Annotated in this window: 18 protein-coding genes; 11 read left to right on the top strand and 7 right to left on the bottom strand. The window is 56.9% G+C overall.

Features of this window, described 5'->3' with window-relative positions; genetic code table 11:
* Positions 1-25 precede the first annotated feature (25 nt).
* Both V2S86_RS14800 and V2S86_RS14795 read left to right on the top strand, forming a co-directional pair.
* Entirely contained in the window at positions 26-808 is a 783-nt protein-coding gene (locus V2S86_RS14800; protein ID WP_330763007.1) for a DeoR/GlpR family DNA-binding transcription regulator, read from the top strand.
* A 1-nt stretch (position 809) separates the two neighbouring features.
* Positions 810-1,193 carry a VOC family protein gene (locus V2S86_RS14795; RefSeq protein ID WP_330763006.1) on the top strand — a complete coding sequence of 128 codons (384 nt, stop codon included), beginning with the start codon at positions 810-812 and terminating at the stop codon, positions 1,191-1,193.
* On the opposite strand, the gene V2S86_RS14790 is transcribed toward V2S86_RS14795, so the two are convergent.
* Entirely contained in the window at positions 1,194-2,102 is a 909-nt protein-coding gene (locus V2S86_RS14790) for a LysR family transcriptional regulator (protein WP_330763005.1), read from the bottom strand.
* Between the two features lie 126 nt (positions 2,103-2,228).
* On the opposite strand from V2S86_RS14790, the gene V2S86_RS14785 reads away from it, so the two are divergent.
* From V2S86_RS14785 to V2S86_RS14765, 5 genes are all read left to right on the top strand, one after another.
* Positions 2,229-3,110, top strand: coding sequence for a pirin family protein (locus V2S86_RS14785; RefSeq protein ID WP_330763004.1), 882 nt, complete (start codon positions 2,229-2,231; stop codon positions 3,108-3,110).
* A 124-nt stretch (positions 3,111-3,234) separates the two neighbouring features.
* The gene (gene ycaC / locus V2S86_RS14780; RefSeq protein WP_119804802.1) at positions 3,235-3,861 is read left to right on the top strand and encodes an isochorismate family cysteine hydrolase YcaC; all 627 of its coding nucleotides are present in this window, start codon (positions 3,235-3,237) and stop codon (positions 3,859-3,861) included.
* 175 nt (positions 3,862-4,036) lie between these two features.
* Positions 4,037-4,360 (top strand): hypothetical protein, encoded by a 324-nt coding sequence (locus tag V2S86_RS14775; protein ID WP_330763003.1) that lies wholly within the window; start codon positions 4,037-4,039, stop codon positions 4,358-4,360.
* A gap of 59 nt (positions 4,361-4,419) precedes the next feature.
* Positions 4,420-4,884, top strand: a complete 465-nt coding sequence (locus tag V2S86_RS14770) for a thiol-disulfide oxidoreductase DCC family protein (RefSeq protein WP_330763002.1) — start codon at positions 4,420-4,422, stop codon at positions 4,882-4,884.
* An 88-nt stretch (positions 4,885-4,972) separates the two neighbouring features.
* Positions 4,973-5,227 (top strand): ABC transporter ATP-binding protein, encoded by a 255-nt coding sequence (locus tag V2S86_RS14765; protein ID WP_330763001.1) that lies wholly within the window; start codon positions 4,973-4,975, stop codon positions 5,225-5,227.
* Here the strand turns inward: V2S86_RS14765 and V2S86_RS14760 are convergent.
* The 3 genes from V2S86_RS14760 to V2S86_RS14750 all read right to left on the bottom strand — a co-directional run bounded on the left by V2S86_RS14760 (position 5,182) and on the right by V2S86_RS14750 (position 7,536).
* Entirely contained in the window at positions 5,182-5,775 is a 594-nt protein-coding gene (locus V2S86_RS14760) for a GNAT family N-acetyltransferase (protein ID WP_330763000.1), read from the bottom strand. The genes V2S86_RS14765 and V2S86_RS14760 overlap by 46 nt on opposite strands.
* 100 nt (positions 5,776-5,875) lie before the next feature.
* Positions 5,876-6,625 (bottom strand): DUF2076 domain-containing protein, encoded by a 750-nt coding sequence (locus V2S86_RS14755; protein ID WP_330762999.1) that lies wholly within the window; start codon positions 6,623-6,625, stop codon positions 5,876-5,878.
* Positions 6,626-6,750: 125 nt separating this feature from the next.
* Positions 6,751-7,536 carry a helix-turn-helix transcriptional regulator gene (locus V2S86_RS14750; protein ID WP_330762998.1) on the bottom strand — a complete coding sequence of 262 codons (786 nt, stop codon included), beginning with the start codon at positions 7,534-7,536 and terminating at the stop codon, positions 6,751-6,753.
* Positions 7,537-7,719: 183 nt separating this feature from the next.
* On the opposite strand from V2S86_RS14750, the gene V2S86_RS14745 reads away from it, so the two are divergent.
* Positions 7,720-8,490, top strand: a complete 771-nt coding sequence (locus V2S86_RS14745) for a class I SAM-dependent methyltransferase (RefSeq protein ID WP_330762997.1) — start codon at positions 7,720-7,722, stop codon at positions 8,488-8,490.
* Between the two features lie 89 nt (positions 8,491-8,579).
* On the opposite strand, the gene aqpZ is transcribed toward V2S86_RS14745, so the two are convergent.
* On the bottom strand, positions 8,580-9,275 hold the full coding sequence (gene aqpZ, locus V2S86_RS14740) for an aquaporin Z (protein WP_330762996.1): 696 nt from the start codon (positions 9,273-9,275) through the stop codon (positions 8,580-8,582).
* Positions 9,276-9,722: 447 nt separating this feature from the next.
* Between aqpZ and V2S86_RS14735 the strand changes: the two genes are divergently transcribed.
* Positions 9,723-11,084, top strand: a complete 1,362-nt coding sequence (locus V2S86_RS14735) for an esterase-like activity of phytase family protein (protein ID WP_330762995.1) — start codon at positions 9,723-9,725, stop codon at positions 11,082-11,084.
* Positions 11,085-11,125: 41 nt separating this feature from the next.
* Here the strand turns inward: V2S86_RS14735 and V2S86_RS14730 are convergent, their stop codons facing one another.
* Entirely contained in the window at positions 11,126-12,307 is a 1,182-nt protein-coding gene (locus V2S86_RS14730; protein ID WP_330762994.1) for a low temperature requirement protein A, read from the bottom strand.
* A gap of 309 nt (positions 12,308-12,616) precedes the next feature.
* Here V2S86_RS14730 and V2S86_RS14725 point away from each other — a divergent pair, with 309 nt between their 5' ends.
* Entirely contained in the window at positions 12,617-12,901 is a 285-nt protein-coding gene (locus V2S86_RS14725) for a YdgH/BhsA/McbA-like domain containing protein (protein WP_330762993.1), read from the top strand.
* 249 nt (positions 12,902-13,150) lie between these two features.
* Positions 13,151-13,708 carry a class I SAM-dependent methyltransferase gene (locus V2S86_RS14720; RefSeq protein WP_330762992.1) on the top strand — a complete coding sequence of 186 codons (558 nt, stop codon included), beginning with the start codon at positions 13,151-13,153 and terminating at the stop codon, positions 13,706-13,708.
* Here the strand turns inward: V2S86_RS14720 and V2S86_RS14715 are convergent, their stop codons facing one another.
* A complete protein-coding gene (locus V2S86_RS14715) occupies positions 13,709-14,170 on the bottom strand; it encodes a GNAT family N-acetyltransferase (RefSeq protein WP_330762991.1) in 462 nt (153 codons plus the stop codon).
* Positions 14,171-14,185 lie beyond the last annotated feature (15 nt).

Genomic DNA, 14,185 nt, shown 5'->3' with positions numbered 1-14,185 from the left:
CAATTATTCATCTTCGAGCCGTAAAATGTCAAAACTGTTACCCAACGAACGCCATGACGCGATCCTCGCCACCCTGCAGCGCCAGGGGCGGGTACTGGCGGTCGAAATGGCGGAGCGCTTGAATACCACCGAAGCCACCATTCGGCGCGATCTGCGCCAGTTGGCGGCGCAAAACCTGTGCAAGCGCATTTACGGCGGCGCGTTGGCGCCCACGCCGGCATCCGGGCCGGTGAGTGAACGGCTGCATTTAAACGGTGATGAGAAGCAAGCGTTGGCGCTGGCCGCGCGGGATCTGGTGAAACCCGGGCAGCTTATTTTTCTTGATGCCGGCAGCACCCATCTGTATTTGGCCGATCTGCTACCACGCGACCAGCGGCTGACCGTCGTCACTAACGCGCTGTCCATCGCCGGTAAAATGCTGGAACGGCCGGGGATCCGCACGATTTTAATCGGCGGTGAGCTGGATGCTGACGTGGGGGGCTGCGTAGACGCCAAAGCCGCGCAGGAAATTGACGGCTTTCATTTTGACATGGCCTTTATTGGCATTTGCGCCTACGACCCGGCCAGCGGCTTTTCGGCGCTGAATTACCAGGACGCCCAGTTCAAGCAGCGTCTGCTGACGCGCACCGGCAGCGTAGCGGTGCTCTGTACCCGCGACAAGCTCAATACTTACGCCCCTTATACCTTCCTGTCCGCCGGGCGAGTCGATTATCTGTTTACCGCAAGCGGCGAGCATCCGCAGCTAGAGCAACAGGTGATCCGCGGCGGTGGCAAGGTGCTCTACAGTGATTTATCTAACGGAGACTGAGATGAAAATAGCCCATGTTGCATTGTGGACCCACGATATTGATGCTCAGGTGGCGTTCTGGCAGCGTTATTTCAACGGCGTCGCCGGGGAAGAATATGTTAGCCGCAACCGCCCGGGCTTTGTTTCCCGCTTTGTCAGCCTGGCCTGCGGCCCACAGCTGGAAATTATGCGCCTGCCGGATCTGCTGCCGGCGGAACAGGCCAATGAGCGCGTAGGCTGGGCGCATATCGCGCTGTCGGTCGGCGATGAGGGCCAGGTCGATTTGCTGGCGCAACGCGCCCGGCAGGAGGGGATCCTGCAGGCACCGCCGCGCTGGACCGGCGATGGTTTTTATGAGGCGATCATCCGCGATCCGGACGGCAACGCCATCGAAATTACCGCCTGATCACTCTTCTTCGAGGATCGCGAACTGCCGGGCCAAAGTGTCGAGCAGCAACCGCACCGCAGGCAGCAGCCCACGGCGTGACGGATAGACCGCATGCACTACGCCGCCCTGCGGTTGCCAGTCGGGCAGCAAGGGGACCAGTTCACCGCGCAGCATGTTGTCGCGCATCATCATCGAGGGCAACTGCACAATGCCGACGCCGGCAATAGCTGCGGTTCGCAGCATCAGCATATCGTCGGTAACCAGCCGTGGCCTGTGTTCCCATTCCACTTTCTCACCGTCCGGCCCGGTTAGTTGCCACTGGTGTTGCGACCGCGCCGGCCCGAGATCGAGCGTCGGGTATTTATCCAATTCTTCGGGCCGTTGCACCGGGCCAAGGGTCCGCACCAGCGCGGGGCTGGCGGCGATGTACCAGATGCGCTGAGCCAGGATCTTCAGCACCAGATCGCTGTCTTCCAGCGGCGGCGGCCGCACGCGGATCGCCAGATCCAGGCCTTCGCCCACGACATCCACCCGGCGATTGGTGGCTTCCAAATGGACCGTCACTTTGGGGTAATCGGCCATAAAGGCCGCCACCATACTGCCGACGCGGGTATGCAGGAGCGCCACCGGGCAAGACATGCGCACCGTGCCGCAGGGCTCTGCGCGGGTTTGCTCAATGGCCTGCTGCGCGGCGTCGGCTTCCACCAGCATCGCCTTACAGTGAACGTAGTAATTCTGGCCGACTTCGGTGATGGAGAAACGCCGCGTTGAACGCTGAATCAGGCGCACGCCCAGGCGCTCTTCCAGCAGCGCCACGCGACGGCTGAGCTTGGACTTCGGGATGCCCAACGCCCGGCCGGCAGGTGCAAATCCCTGATGATCGACCACGCTGGCGAAATAAAACAGATCGTTCAAATCGGTGAACATCGCCCGTCCTTATCGTTCTACCTATAGAACACTGAGTGTACATCTTGCCTACTACTGCGGCAAATGGCGATCAATTAGACTTCTGGCATCAACCTAAGGTCGAGAGACCTGAAACGGGAGTGCAAGATGAAAAAAATCCTCGGTATTTACGACAGCCCTGAAGCCCATTGGGTCGGCAACGGTTTCCTGGTGAATTCGCTGTTCTCCTACAACGATCTGGGGGCGGAAATGAGCCCGTTCCTGCTGCTGGATCATGCCGCGCCAACCAAATTCCGCTCTGCCTCCGGCACCCGTGGCGTTGGCCAGCACCCGCATCGCGGGTTTGAAACGGTGACCATCGTGTATCAGGGCGAAGTGGAACACCGCGATTCCACCGGCAGCGGCGGGGTGATTGGCCCCGGCGACGTGCAATGGATGACCGCCGCTTCGGGTATTTTGCACGAAGAGTTCCATTCACGGGATTTCTCGCGCAACGGCGGCACCATGGAAATGGTACAGCTGTGGGTCAACCTGCCGGCCAAGGACAAAATGGCCGAGCCGGGTTACCAGACGCTGCTGAATGCGGATATTCCGGTAGTTCCGCTGGCGGACGGCGCAGGGCAGGTTCGGGTGATTGCCGGTAACTTTGGCGGTCACGCCGGCCCGGCTCGCACCTTCAGCCCGCTCAACGTATGGGACATGAAGTTGAACGCCGGCCATACCACCACATTGACGGTGGAAGAAGGCCATACGCTGGCGTTGGTGATGCTGCACGGCGCCATTCATGTTAACGGCGAGGAAGTGGTGCGTGAAACCCAAATGGTCAGGTTTGACCGTGCGGGCGATTCGATCACTATCGAAGCCAACAACGATGTCGCCTTGCTGGTGCTGAGCGGCGAACCGATCGATGAGCCTATCGTCGGTTACGGCCCGTTCGTGATGAACAGCGATGCGGAAATCCAGCAGGCTTTCAGCGATTTCAACGGCGGCAAGTTCGGCACCATGACAACAAAGTACGGGCCGAACTAAGCCCTCCCTCCTGGCCCGGAACAAGTTCTCCGGGTCAGACACTACACTTAACCATCTTATGTTCCTGGCTTTGCGGTCGGGGACGCATATACCCGCAACAATCAAAACCCAACAGGAGTAAACCATGACTGCAAATTACAAACGCCTCGACAAGGATCAGGCTGCCGTATTGCTGGTGGATCATCAGGCAGGGTTGCTTTCACTGGTACGCGATATCGATCCCGATCGTTTTAAAAACAACGTACTGGCGCTGGGTGATTTAGCGAAGTATTTCAACCTGCCAACCATCCTGACCACCAGTTTCGAAGATGGCCCGAACGGCCCGCTGGTGCCGGAACTGAAGGCTCAATTCCCTGACGCGCCTTTTATTCCACGTCCGGGGCAGATTAACGCCTGGGATAATGACGACTTCGTGAAAGCGGTGAAAGCCACCGGTCGCAAACAGCTGATTATCGCCGGCGTGGTCACCGAGGTGTGCGTGGCGTTCCCGGCGCTGTCCGCCCTCAGCGAAGGTTTTGAGGTGTTTGTGGTCACCGACGCCTCCGGCACTTTCAACGAGCTGACGCGTCAGTCGGCCTGGAGCCGCATGGAAGCCGAAGGTGCGCAGCTGATGACCTGGTTCGGCGTGGCCTGCGAGCTGCATCGCGACTGGCGTAACGATGTGGAAGGGTTGGGCGCGCTGTTCTCCAATCATATCCCGGACTACCGTAACCTGATGACCAGCTACAGTACGCTGACTCGCGGTAAATAAGACGACGAGCGGGATGCAAATACCGAGATGTCTTTACAAGATCCTTAAGCTTTGATCACGTTGGCGCCAGGATGTAAGCAAAGATCATCGGTATGAAAAGGTCGTGAAAAGCGGCTTTCTCCTCTGCCGGGGGCGGGGTAGGTTAAACCCAATCCCGGCAAATGAGGTCAATATCATGAAAAATGCATGCAAAGTACTGGCGCTGCCTTTCCTGGCCGCTGCGACGCTGTTCAGCGTCAGCGCGCTTTCCGCTCCGGCTCCGACAGATAAAAATGCGCCGCCGGCAGAGCAAGACTTCCGTTTGCCGCCTTTCCCGGGCGGGCATATGCCCAAACCTGGCTTCTGTCACGGTGGGGAGTTGTTCTGTGCCACCTCGGCCAGCGACAACCCGACCGAAACCATCAATAAGCTGACTTCGGTGATCCCGGCCGGCAGCGCCAGGCACTATGAAGTACGCATCTCGGTCGTGGCATTGCCGGATACCTCCTCAGCCCCTTAAATGCGCTGGCTGTGGGGGGAAATGCGCGCTAGTCTGGGGGAATCACCTCAGGAGGCAGGATGAATTCGCCAACGCTCCCCCCTAATCTCTCTTCTTATCTACGGCCTGGCGATCGGGTGCTGTTATTCGATGGCGAATGCAACCTTTGCCATCGGTTGGTGAGATTTCTGATCCGCGCCGATCGACGAACCACAATCCTGTTGGCGACGGTGCAATCGGCGGAAGGGCAGGCGATCCTGAGCTGGCTGGGGTTGCCTACTGATCGTGTCGACTCCATCGTTTATCTTGAGCAAGAGCACTATTGGCTGCGTTCGGCGGCTTTTTTTCAGGCGTTGCGCCAGCTTGGTTGGCCATTTCGCCTGTTGGCGTTGGCGCGTTTGCTGCCGCAACGGCTGGCCGATGGGGTTTACAATGCGGTGGCGAGCAATCGCTACCGGCTATTTGGCCGCAATGACGGCACCGCCTTGCCCGGCGTCGATCTGCCGGGGCGCTATCTGCATTTCGGCTCCCGCCGTTCCCGCTGAGCTTTACGCTTCTTTACCCTTTAATCGCTTGAAATATCAGCAGGCTGGCTCCATATAATGGAGCGGTCAGCCAAAAAAAGGAGCGCGTATGGGAATCAGTGAAGAAGAGCATCTCCGCCGTCTAACCCACGAAAAGAATGCCGTGGGGAATTCGGCGAAATGGGTGGCGATCGTTTCAGCCGTTTACTTTGCCCTGATGGTGTTTTATGGCCATCCGATTGGCGTGCTGGCTATGTCCGGGGTGATCTTTATGGTGTCCACCGTCATCTGGTTGAAGAAGCGCAAGAAAGTGAAATCCTATCGCCGGGTGCTGGCGGAAATCAACGACGACCCTTCCGTTTGACCGCCCTGGTAGTCGCTGCGCATCAGGGTATAAATCAGGCTTGGCTCGGCGTCAGGCACATCGTTTAACGTATCCACCAAACGCAACCCCGCTTTTTCCAATACGTGACGTGAGGCCTGATGGTTTGCACGCACGGTGGCGGAAATCTCGTCCAGCCCCAGGTGTTCGAAACCATATTCGAGCGCAGCCAGTGCCATTTCCGTGGCTAATCCCATTCCCCATACCTGCGTATCAAAGCGGTAACCCAGATTCACCGTGCGCTGTGCGCCGAGCGGAAGCCACGACAGCCCCCCGAAGCCGATGATCCACTCCGGCCGTTCACGCAGCGCAATCGCCCAAGAGCCATAGCCGTGCTGCCGCCATTTCTCGATCCGTTCGGTCAGCACCTGCCGCGCCTGTTCTTCGCTGGCAACGGGGCCGGCGGGGTTGAAGCGTTGGGTTTCCGGATCGCCGAAAATGGCGTAAAACCTGGCCAGATCGTCGGCCACTGGCGGGCGCATCAACAGGCGAGCGCTGACATAGGGATCGGTAGGGGTCATCTTGGGCATGGCTTCTCGTAACCTGCTGTGATTGGGCAGATTTAACTGTAGACCAGTCGCGCGTCGGAGGAAACATAAACCCCCTCTCCGGGCGGAGAGGGGGGCAGGATCAGATAAATGAATCGTCGTCGTTGTAGTCGTCATCCGCGAAATCGGCGCTATCGTCGGTTTGATACCCCGCGTTCTGGAAGCCGTTGTCCTGATTCAGGAAGCGATTATCGCCGTTGTTAAAAGTGTCGAGGTTGTTGGACGCGTCAAACTCTTTCATTGCGCTGTCATCTACGGGCGGTGCCGGGGTTTCGTCGATAATGTTCACAATCTCTTGCGGCTGCGAATGGCGGAACATGCCGGTCAGCATGTCGGCCAACACCACACCGCCGGCCACGCCTGCCGCAGTTTGCAATGCGCCGCCGAGGAACCCGCCGGCCCGAGAAGGCGCAGCCGCCTGCTGTGGCGCTTGTTGTGGCTGTTGCTGCGGGGCATAACCCGCCTGCGGCTGATTGTTCCAGGCTGCATTATTCTGCTGTTGCGCCTGGTACTGGTCACGCGGGCTTGGCGTATTGCGATTGCCGCCGCCGAACAACCCGGCGAGGAAACCGCCGCTGCTCTGTTGGCTGGCGGTATTTTGCTGCTGTTGGGCAATCTGGTTCTCCAGATCTTTTACCCGCTGGTCCAGTTGCTTCAGCGCCGCTTCCTGAATGATCATCGCCTGCGCCATGTAATAAGGTGCAGAAGGCTGTTCACGGATATGCTGGTTGATGAGCTGCTCTGCCTGGAGATCCCTCTGGCCCGTCTTGGTCTCGGCTTCTTTCAAGCGGCCAAACAAACCATCGATAAGGCGTTGTTCTTCAGATTGCATAGGGTTACCTCAGGAGATAAATAACAAAGCTGGATGATGATTATCATCGGTAGCTATCACCCTAGCGCGTTTGTGTGAACCAATAAATAAATGGTGAGTAAACCTGTTTATGAATTTGTTACCAGTTACGGCAAAGGGATCAGCATGACCAGCTTCAGTGTGTTGTTTTCCGCCGGGTGAAACGTCAGTTGCCGATAGCGCAGCGCCCCCTGCAACGGATGAGTAAACGCCCGTTCGCCGCCTTCGCGCGCCATCACGTCATGCTGTTTCCACCAGTGATTAAAGGCTTCGCTGCTGTGCGTCATATTGCGCACGAAGGCGCGCATCGCCTCGGTATTCTGGTGGTGGCTGGTTTCTGCGCGAAACTCGGCCACTACGCGCCGTGCACGATCGTCCCAGTCGCTGACCAGGGTCTTCGCCAGCGGGTGGAAAAACATAAAGTGCAGCAGATTGGGCGTCTTGGCCTGGCCCAGCCAGCCGCTGAACAGGGTTTCCGCTTGCGGGTTCCAGGCAACGATGTTCCAGGTGAGATCCAGCAGGTAGCAGGGTGCTGCCACCTGATAAACGCTTTGCAAAACGGCGCTGTTGGCGAGGTCCTGATGCTGTTCCTGCTCGGGATCGGCCACCCGCGCCAGGGTAAACAGGTAGTGACGTTCGGCATGCCCCAGGCGTAGCGCTTTGGCGATGCGCGCCAGCGTATGCGGAGAGATGGACACCTCGCGGCCCTGCTCTATCCAGGTATACCAGGTGGCGCTGATGCCGCTGATTTGCGCTAGCTCCTCACGGCGCAGGCCGCTGGTGCGGCGGCGCGGGGCGCTGGGCAGCCCCAGCATGTCTGGCGTGATGCGCTCGCGATGCGCCCGCAGAAAGGCGCCGAGGGCTTTGGGGCCGGATAAGGCTTCAGATTGCATAAGGGGGGTACCTGTTCATACTAGGATAACTGCTTATATTGTACCCGTATATCAGCCTGATTATAGTGGATCGTATCCCGTCATTGTTAGTGATCGCCAGCGGCGCTCAGGTGCAATGACGAGAGACACCCGCATAGAAAGCCACTCGGCACGGGCGCAAGCCTGACAATAACAGGAGCAAACATGAGCATCAGCAACAGTCATAAAAATGCGGTCGATCGTCAGTTCGGCGAGCAGGCCGCCGCCTACCTGACCAGCGCGGTGCATGCGCAGGGTAAAGATTTGCAGCGTCTGGCAACATTGCTGGAGCCCCATGCCGGTGCCAGGCTGCTCGATCTGGGGTGCGGGGCCGGGCACGCCAGCTTTACGGCGGCGGCGAAAGTGGCTCAGGTAGTGGCCTATGATTTGTCCGCGCAGATGTTGGAGGTCGTTAGCCAGGCGGCCGCGGATAAAGGGCTGAACAATATTCGGGTACAGCAGGGCGTGGCGGAATCGCTGCCGTTTGACGATGCCGACTTCGACCTGGTGATCAGCCGTTATTCGGCACACCACTGGCATGACGTGGGCCAGGCGCTGCGCGAAGTGAAACGCGTGCTGAAACCGGGCGGTGTGGCGATCTTTATGGATGTGGTGTCACCGGGGCACCCGCTGTTGGATATTTATCTGCAAACCGTTGAGGTGCTGCGCGACACTTCGCATGTGCGCAATTATGCGCCGGGTGAATGGCTGAACCTACTGACTGAGGCTGGGCTGGTGGTGCGGGAAGTGACTTCGGATCGGTTGTATCTGGAGTTCGGCAGTTGGGTGGCGCGTATGCGTACGCCGGAGCACTTCGTTACCGCCATTCGTGCGTTGCAGCAGGGGGTTTCTGAAGACGTGCTTCAGCACTTTGCCATTCAGTCTGACGGCTCTTTCACCAGCGACATTATGATGTTTGAAGCAGTCAGAGGATAAATGACGCCAGGGCAGCCAATATCCCCTTTGTTTTTCAGACTTCGATCTGAAATTCAGTGGATATAATGGCTGCCCTGACAGGGTATCAATTACTTTTTGTCTTCCAGCAGGCAGCGATAAATCAGGCCACCGACGACACCGCCGATTAACGGCACCAGCCAGAATACCCAAAGCTGTTGCAATGCCCAGGTGCCCTGGAATATTGCCACGCCGGTACTGCGCGCCGGGTTAACGGAGGTATTGGTTACCGGAATGCTGATTAAGTGAATCAGCGTTAATGTCAGACCGATAGCCAAAGGGGCAAACCCTGCCGGCGCACGCTTATCTGTCACGCCGTGAATAACAATCAGGAAGAATGCGGTCAGGACCAATTCGATAACAATGGCGGATTGCAGAGAATAGCCACCCGGTGAATGTTCGCCGTAGCCGTTGGAGGCAAAGCCGCCGCCGGTTGGATCAAAGCCCGCTTTGCCGCTGGCAACCAAATACAGCACGGCCGCAGCAGCGATGCCGCCGATGACCTGAGCGATCACATAGGGAATCACGTCTTTGGCCGGGAAACGGCCACCGGCAAATAATCCCACGGTAACGGCCGGGTTAAAGTGCCCGCCAGAAATATGCCCAACGGCATACGCCATTGTGACTACGGTAAAACCAAAAGCGAGTGCCACACCGGCAAAACCAATACCCAGTTGTGGAAATGCTGCAGCTAATACCGCACTGCCACAACCACCAAACACCAACCAAAATGTGCCAAAAAATTCAGCAAATAGTCGCTTTGACATAAACTCCATCCTACGGAAAATACTAACGATCGTTAGCACTAAAAACTATAGAACACCTTTCTCAATTAATGCAGGTTTCTATCAGGATTTTCTTAATGCACCTTAAATAACGGCGGGTATTAAATCCCCGTCAATTAGTTTTGTCTATGCGAATTCGGCTATATTTTTCCGGTTTTTCGTGCGTTTGTTTATTTTTTTATCTTTCTTATAAGAATTTACCCTAAGCTTAAACGTTGGTTCTGTTTTTAGTGGGGGCTGACCGTAATAAAATTTAAATTTCCACCTGTTTTTTCCATTGAATGCGCCGCGGTTAATTGTTGATTCCTATTTGCCATATTGAATTAGTGCCAGGATTCATGACATTAGCGGGGCTGTCATCAGAATGTCATGCTAGGTTAATACCTTAGCAAGCTGCGAACTTCACTCCCTTGACTCTGAGCCATAACCATGAAAATAAAACCGGTTTCGCTGTTAATCACCTCGTTGTTTCCTCTGATCTCTTATGCCGCCGACGTTGAGGTAGAGCGCTATGTCGTCAGCTTTCCCGGCGGTGAACACGTAAGCTATCAGGGGGCTTTCGCCAAGCATTTTCCGCAGGGATTACCGGTGGGTATCGGCTCCGGCCTGGTGTTCAATAAGCGTGAGGGCAAGGATCTGCTGCTGACCACCGTCACCGATCGCGGCCCTAACGCCGATGCGCCTGCGGTCGGTGAACAGGAAGCCAAAATCTTTGCCAACCCCGAGTTTGTTCCCTTGCTGATGGATATTCGCGTAGGTGGCGGGAAAGCCGTGGCCGGCAATCAGCGCCCATTGCATGACGAACAGGGGCCTGTCAGCGGGTTGCCGCTGCCGGGCGGGCTGATTGGGTCCACCAACGAAGTGGCGCTGAGCGATACGCTCAAAACCTTGCCGAGCGATCGGCGTGGGCTGGATACCGAAGGCATCACGGCCGACGGTAACGGTGGCTATTGGTTATGCGACGAATACGGCCCCTTCCTGATCCATATCGACAACAAAGGCAAGATCCTCGCCAAATACGGCCCTGCGCCGCAGAAAGGGGAGCAGGCGGTGGCCGGTGGTTTGCCGAACATTATCAAGTGGCGCCAGCCGAATCGGGGCTTCGAGGGCATCACCCGCCTGCCGGATGGCCGCATTTTGGCGGCGGTGCAAAGCACGCTGGACGTCGACGGCAAGAGCAAGAACAAAGCGCAATTTACTCGCCTGGTCAGTTTTGATCCGGCCAGCGGCAAAACGGCGATGTACGGCTACCCGATTGATATCGACAGCTATAACAAGGCCAAGGATGCCAAAGTCGGCGACATCGTGGCGGTGGACAACCAGCATATCCTGTTGATTGAGCAGGGCAGCGATAAAGACAAGCAGATGATTAACAAAATCTACCTGGTCGATCTCAGCCAGGCGACCGATCTGACGGCCTTCGACGGCAAGGACAAAGCGCTGGAGTTTGACGATGCCAAGGAGCTCGCCAAGCGCGGCGTGAAACTGGCGCAAAAGCGTGAAGTGGTGGATCTGCGCAAGTTGGGTTGGCAGCAGGAAAAAGTGGAAGGCCTGACGCTGATCGACGAGCGCACGCTGGCGGTGATTAACGATAACGATTTCGGTCTGCAGGCCAAGCTGGTGAACGCTGAGCCCAAGGGCAAGAAAATCGGCGATTACCAGTTGGATAAGCAGGGAGGTTTGACCCTTGACGGTAAAGCCGTGTCGACGAGCATCGAACTCCGGCCGCTGGATAAGCCGGAATCACTGAGCGAACTGTGGGTGCTGACACTGCCGCAACCGCTGAAGTAACTGCCGTGACAGGGGGAAACAACGCCCCCTGTCCGCTTTTGTCATACGGACGCGCCGTTTTGTTGCTGTGGCGCTCTGCCCCGCGCGATGCTCTCCCACACCGCGACCACCACCATAATCAACGTGGTCAGTCCGTTCACCATCAGCAAATCAGTCAGGTAAGCTATGGGCGTCAGCACGGCCAGCGCGATCAGGCCTACCAGGTGCGACAGCGGGAAGCGGCGATACACCAGCCGTTTGTACAAGGCGTTGGCGAGCAGGTAAATGGCCGGACCGAGGAGCAATACCGCCGCCATCACGTTGTCGATATGGCCATCGGGATGGGCGATCACCAGTTCGTTGGCGACGGCGCAGACGATAATTGCCCCGACCAGCACCACATGCACATAGTGGAAGTTGGCACCCAACTGGCCGGGATTTTCCGCCTGGCTGATGGCGTGGCTGCCGGCTTTGCTGCTGGTATCGAAATAGACCCACCACATCGCCAGACTTCCGATAAAGGCCACCAGCGAGGCGATCAGCGCCGGCACTGTCCAGGTTTCCATTTCGCTGAGGGTAGAGCCGGTAATCAGAATGGTTTCTCCCAGCGCCACGATCACGAACAGCTGGCAGCGTTCCGCCAGATGATGGCCTTCTATGGTCCATTCACTGCGGCTGTCGGAGCGGCCCAGTACCGGCAGGCGGAAACCGAACATCGGTGAAACGTATTCGCACAGCACCGCCAGCGCCCACAGCAGCAGCCGGCTATGGCCTTCCGCCAGCCCGCCCAGGAGCCAAAATACCGCCGAAATGCACATCCAGCCCAGAATACGGCGGAAGTTTTGCTTCAGCGGGTGAGCGGCCTCCAGCAGGTTCAGGACCACCCAGGAGCGGCCCACCTGAATCGCCACGTAGAACAATGCGAATATCAGCCCGCGTTCGCCAAACGCCTGCGGCAGCGCGGAGGCGGCGAACAACCCCAGCAGCATGATGGCGAACAGCAGGATACGAATGGGGCGGGTATCCGGATTAAACCAGTTGGTCACCCAGGCGGTGTATTGCCAGGCCAGCCAAACGGCAAACCACAGCAACAAGGTTTCCAGCGCGCCGGCCAGCGTCAGGTGGTGCAGCAGGTAGTGGGAAAGTTGAGTAACGGCAAAAACGTAGATCAGATCGAACAACAGTTCCGAGAACGAAACCGACGCGCCTCGACCATCACGCACACGCAGTAAGGTTTGCGACATAGAGAGTCCTTCTAAAGTGATAACCTTCAGAAAACAGCGTAGTTCAGGGGGGAATTGAGAGGAGAAAATTCTTAAAAATGAAGATTTTTATATTAGGGTGGACAACGGGATTTTAATTGAAGGCGGGCAGCAGTAACGTTTTCTCAGCAGGCGCAGAGTTATTCTTGCAGGACATCGGTGTACGCACTTCCTCCTTATTCCCCTCACAATGATTGATGTTCTTTACATTGAATGACGTCGCTTTGCACAGCCAGGCGGATAATTAACCCCACTGATAGAGAAAATAAACAAAAACATCTGGAGTTAATCATGAAACTATTACCTGGTATCGCAGCAGTCCTGATCGCAGCCGCTTCATTTTCCTCTTTCGCCGCGCCACTGTCAGCGGTAAAACAGATTGACAGCGAGCAGGCAAGCAACCTGCAGAGCATCGGTGTGGTGTCGGTTTCCGGCATCAGCGGTTCACCGGGCGACGCGGTTCATGCGCTGAAAGAAAAAGCCGCGGCGGATGGCGCAAGCCATTACCGTATTATCGCCCTGGACACCCCGGGAGATTCCAGCAACTGGCGCGGTAATGCAGAAATTTATCGTTAAAAAGTGGGTTGAAAATAATTATTTGGCCGCCGCCAGGTGGCCGATAAAATAAACGGTTGCGGAAGATAATCTGACCGGTAATGCTGTCGTTTGATTACCCTAAGATTATTGCCGCAACCGTTTCACGTTTTTGGCACCTGCTGGTCGCATTTTATTACAACTGTTTCGGTGGCTTTCGGATTCATGTTAATGAATACTTAAGAAATTGAGGGCAGATTTGGTGGCTACTCAACCTAAAGGAGGCCCCCAATGTTAAATGCGACACGGCTGCAACTGAAGAACCACTTTTCCTATCTCCAGCAGTTTATGGCTTCACCGCGCACCATTGGCACTCTGGCGCCTTCTTCCCCCTGGCTGTGTCAGGCGATGTTGAATCAGATCGAATGGACTGGCGCCTTGTCGATTGCCGAACTGGGTGCCGCGGATGGGGTGCTCACCAAACGCATTCTGGGGCGTATGCGCGCCGATGCCTCGCTCGAGGCGTTTGAGATCCAGCCTAATTTCGTGCATCGGCTGCGCAAGATTGACGATCGCCGTCTGCACGTTATGGACCGTTCCGCAGAAGAGATGGCCCGCGACTATGATGTGGTGTTCTCCTGCCTGCCGCTGCTGTCGATCCCGGTTAAAATCAGCATCCGTATTCTGCAGCAAGCCCAGCAGCGGTTGCGGGCACGTGGCGGCACTCTGGTGTTGTTCCAGTACAGCCACCTGTCGGAAAAGCTGTTGTCGCGCTATTTTCATTGGAAGCGGGTGCGAGTGGTGCGTAACTTCCCGCCGGCATTGGTATATATCTGCACGCCGCGTTAGCTACAGTTTTTTCTCCATTACCACCACTTCGCCATCATATTGCCGGCGGCGTTCGATAGTTTGCCAGCCCCAGCCCGCATACAAAGCCTCTGATTTGTCGGTGATCAGGTGCAAGACGGGATGGTTGCGTTGGCGGGCCAACTGCACGATAGCGGCTTCCAGACGCTGTGCAATGCCCTGGCGCCGGTGATCGGGATGAACAAAAACCCCCGCCAGCCAGGGGGACAGATCCCTTCGTTGATGATCGTCGCTCGGCCACAGGCTGGCCATGCCCAGCGGGCGTTCGCCATCGAGTATCAACAGGGTGACATAGTCTTCGCTCGGTTGAGTGCACAGGGCAAAACGCTGGCGCGTGCGCTCCAGCGAGCCGCCTCGCTGCGAGCCCCACTGGCCAAAGGCCCATGCGGCGCAAACATCGCTGTACTGCGGGCATTCCGTTAGCGAAACAATACGTTGGCTCATCTGTGCTCCTCGGAT

This window comes from Serratia sp. C2(1), from assembly GCF_036352655.1.
Lineage (GTDB): Bacteria > Pseudomonadota > Gammaproteobacteria > Enterobacterales > Enterobacteriaceae > Serratia > Serratia inhibens.
This window is presented reverse-complemented; position numbering and strand designations above follow the sequence as displayed.

What these genes read in the sequence shown, in the direction of transcription:
- V2S86_RS14800 (WP_330763007.1), top strand. Translation starts at nt 26, where the DNA reads ATGTCAAAACTGTTACCCAACGAACGCCATGACGCGATCCTCGCCACC.
- V2S86_RS14795 (WP_330763006.1), top strand. Translation starts at nt 810, where the DNA reads ATGAAAATAGCCCATGTTGCATTGTGGACCCACGATATTGATGCTCAG.
- V2S86_RS14790 (WP_330763005.1), bottom strand. Translation starts at nt 2,102, where the DNA reads ATGTTCACCGATTTGAACGATCTGTTTTATTTCGCCAGCGTGGTCGAT.
- V2S86_RS14785 (WP_330763004.1), top strand. Translation starts at nt 2,229, where the DNA reads ATGAAAAAAATCCTCGGTATTTACGACAGCCCTGAAGCCCATTGGGTC.
- ycaC (WP_119804802.1), top strand. Translation starts at nt 3,235, where the DNA reads ATGACTGCAAATTACAAACGCCTCGACAAGGATCAGGCTGCCGTATTG.
- V2S86_RS14775 (WP_330763003.1), top strand. Translation starts at nt 4,037, where the DNA reads ATGAAAAATGCATGCAAAGTACTGGCGCTGCCTTTCCTGGCCGCTGCG.
- V2S86_RS14770 (WP_330763002.1), top strand. Translation starts at nt 4,420, where the DNA reads ATGAATTCGCCAACGCTCCCCCCTAATCTCTCTTCTTATCTACGGCCT.
- V2S86_RS14765 (WP_330763001.1), top strand. Translation starts at nt 4,973, where the DNA reads ATGGGAATCAGTGAAGAAGAGCATCTCCGCCGTCTAACCCACGAAAAG.
- V2S86_RS14760 (WP_330763000.1), bottom strand. Translation starts at nt 5,775, where the DNA reads ATGCCCAAGATGACCCCTACCGATCCCTATGTCAGCGCTCGCCTGTTG.
- V2S86_RS14755 (WP_330762999.1), bottom strand. Translation starts at nt 6,625, where the DNA reads ATGCAATCTGAAGAACAACGCCTTATCGATGGTTTGTTTGGCCGCTTG.
- V2S86_RS14750 (WP_330762998.1), bottom strand. Translation starts at nt 7,536, where the DNA reads ATGCAATCTGAAGCCTTATCCGGCCCCAAAGCCCTCGGCGCCTTTCTG.
- V2S86_RS14745 (WP_330762997.1), top strand. Translation starts at nt 7,720, where the DNA reads ATGAGCATCAGCAACAGTCATAAAAATGCGGTCGATCGTCAGTTCGGC.
- aqpZ (WP_330762996.1), bottom strand. Translation starts at nt 9,275, where the DNA reads ATGTCAAAGCGACTATTTGCTGAATTTTTTGGCACATTTTGGTTGGTG.
- V2S86_RS14735 (WP_330762995.1), top strand. Translation starts at nt 9,723, where the DNA reads ATGAAAATAAAACCGGTTTCGCTGTTAATCACCTCGTTGTTTCCTCTG.
- V2S86_RS14730 (WP_330762994.1), bottom strand. Translation starts at nt 12,307, where the DNA reads ATGTCGCAAACCTTACTGCGTGTGCGTGATGGTCGAGGCGCGTCGGTT.
- V2S86_RS14725 (WP_330762993.1), top strand. Translation starts at nt 12,617, where the DNA reads ATGAAACTATTACCTGGTATCGCAGCAGTCCTGATCGCAGCCGCTTCA.
- V2S86_RS14720 (WP_330762992.1), top strand. Translation starts at nt 13,151, where the DNA reads ATGTTAAATGCGACACGGCTGCAACTGAAGAACCACTTTTCCTATCTC.
- V2S86_RS14715 (WP_330762991.1), bottom strand. Translation starts at nt 14,170, where the DNA reads ATGAGCCAACGTATTGTTTCGCTAACGGAATGCCCGCAGTACAGCGAT.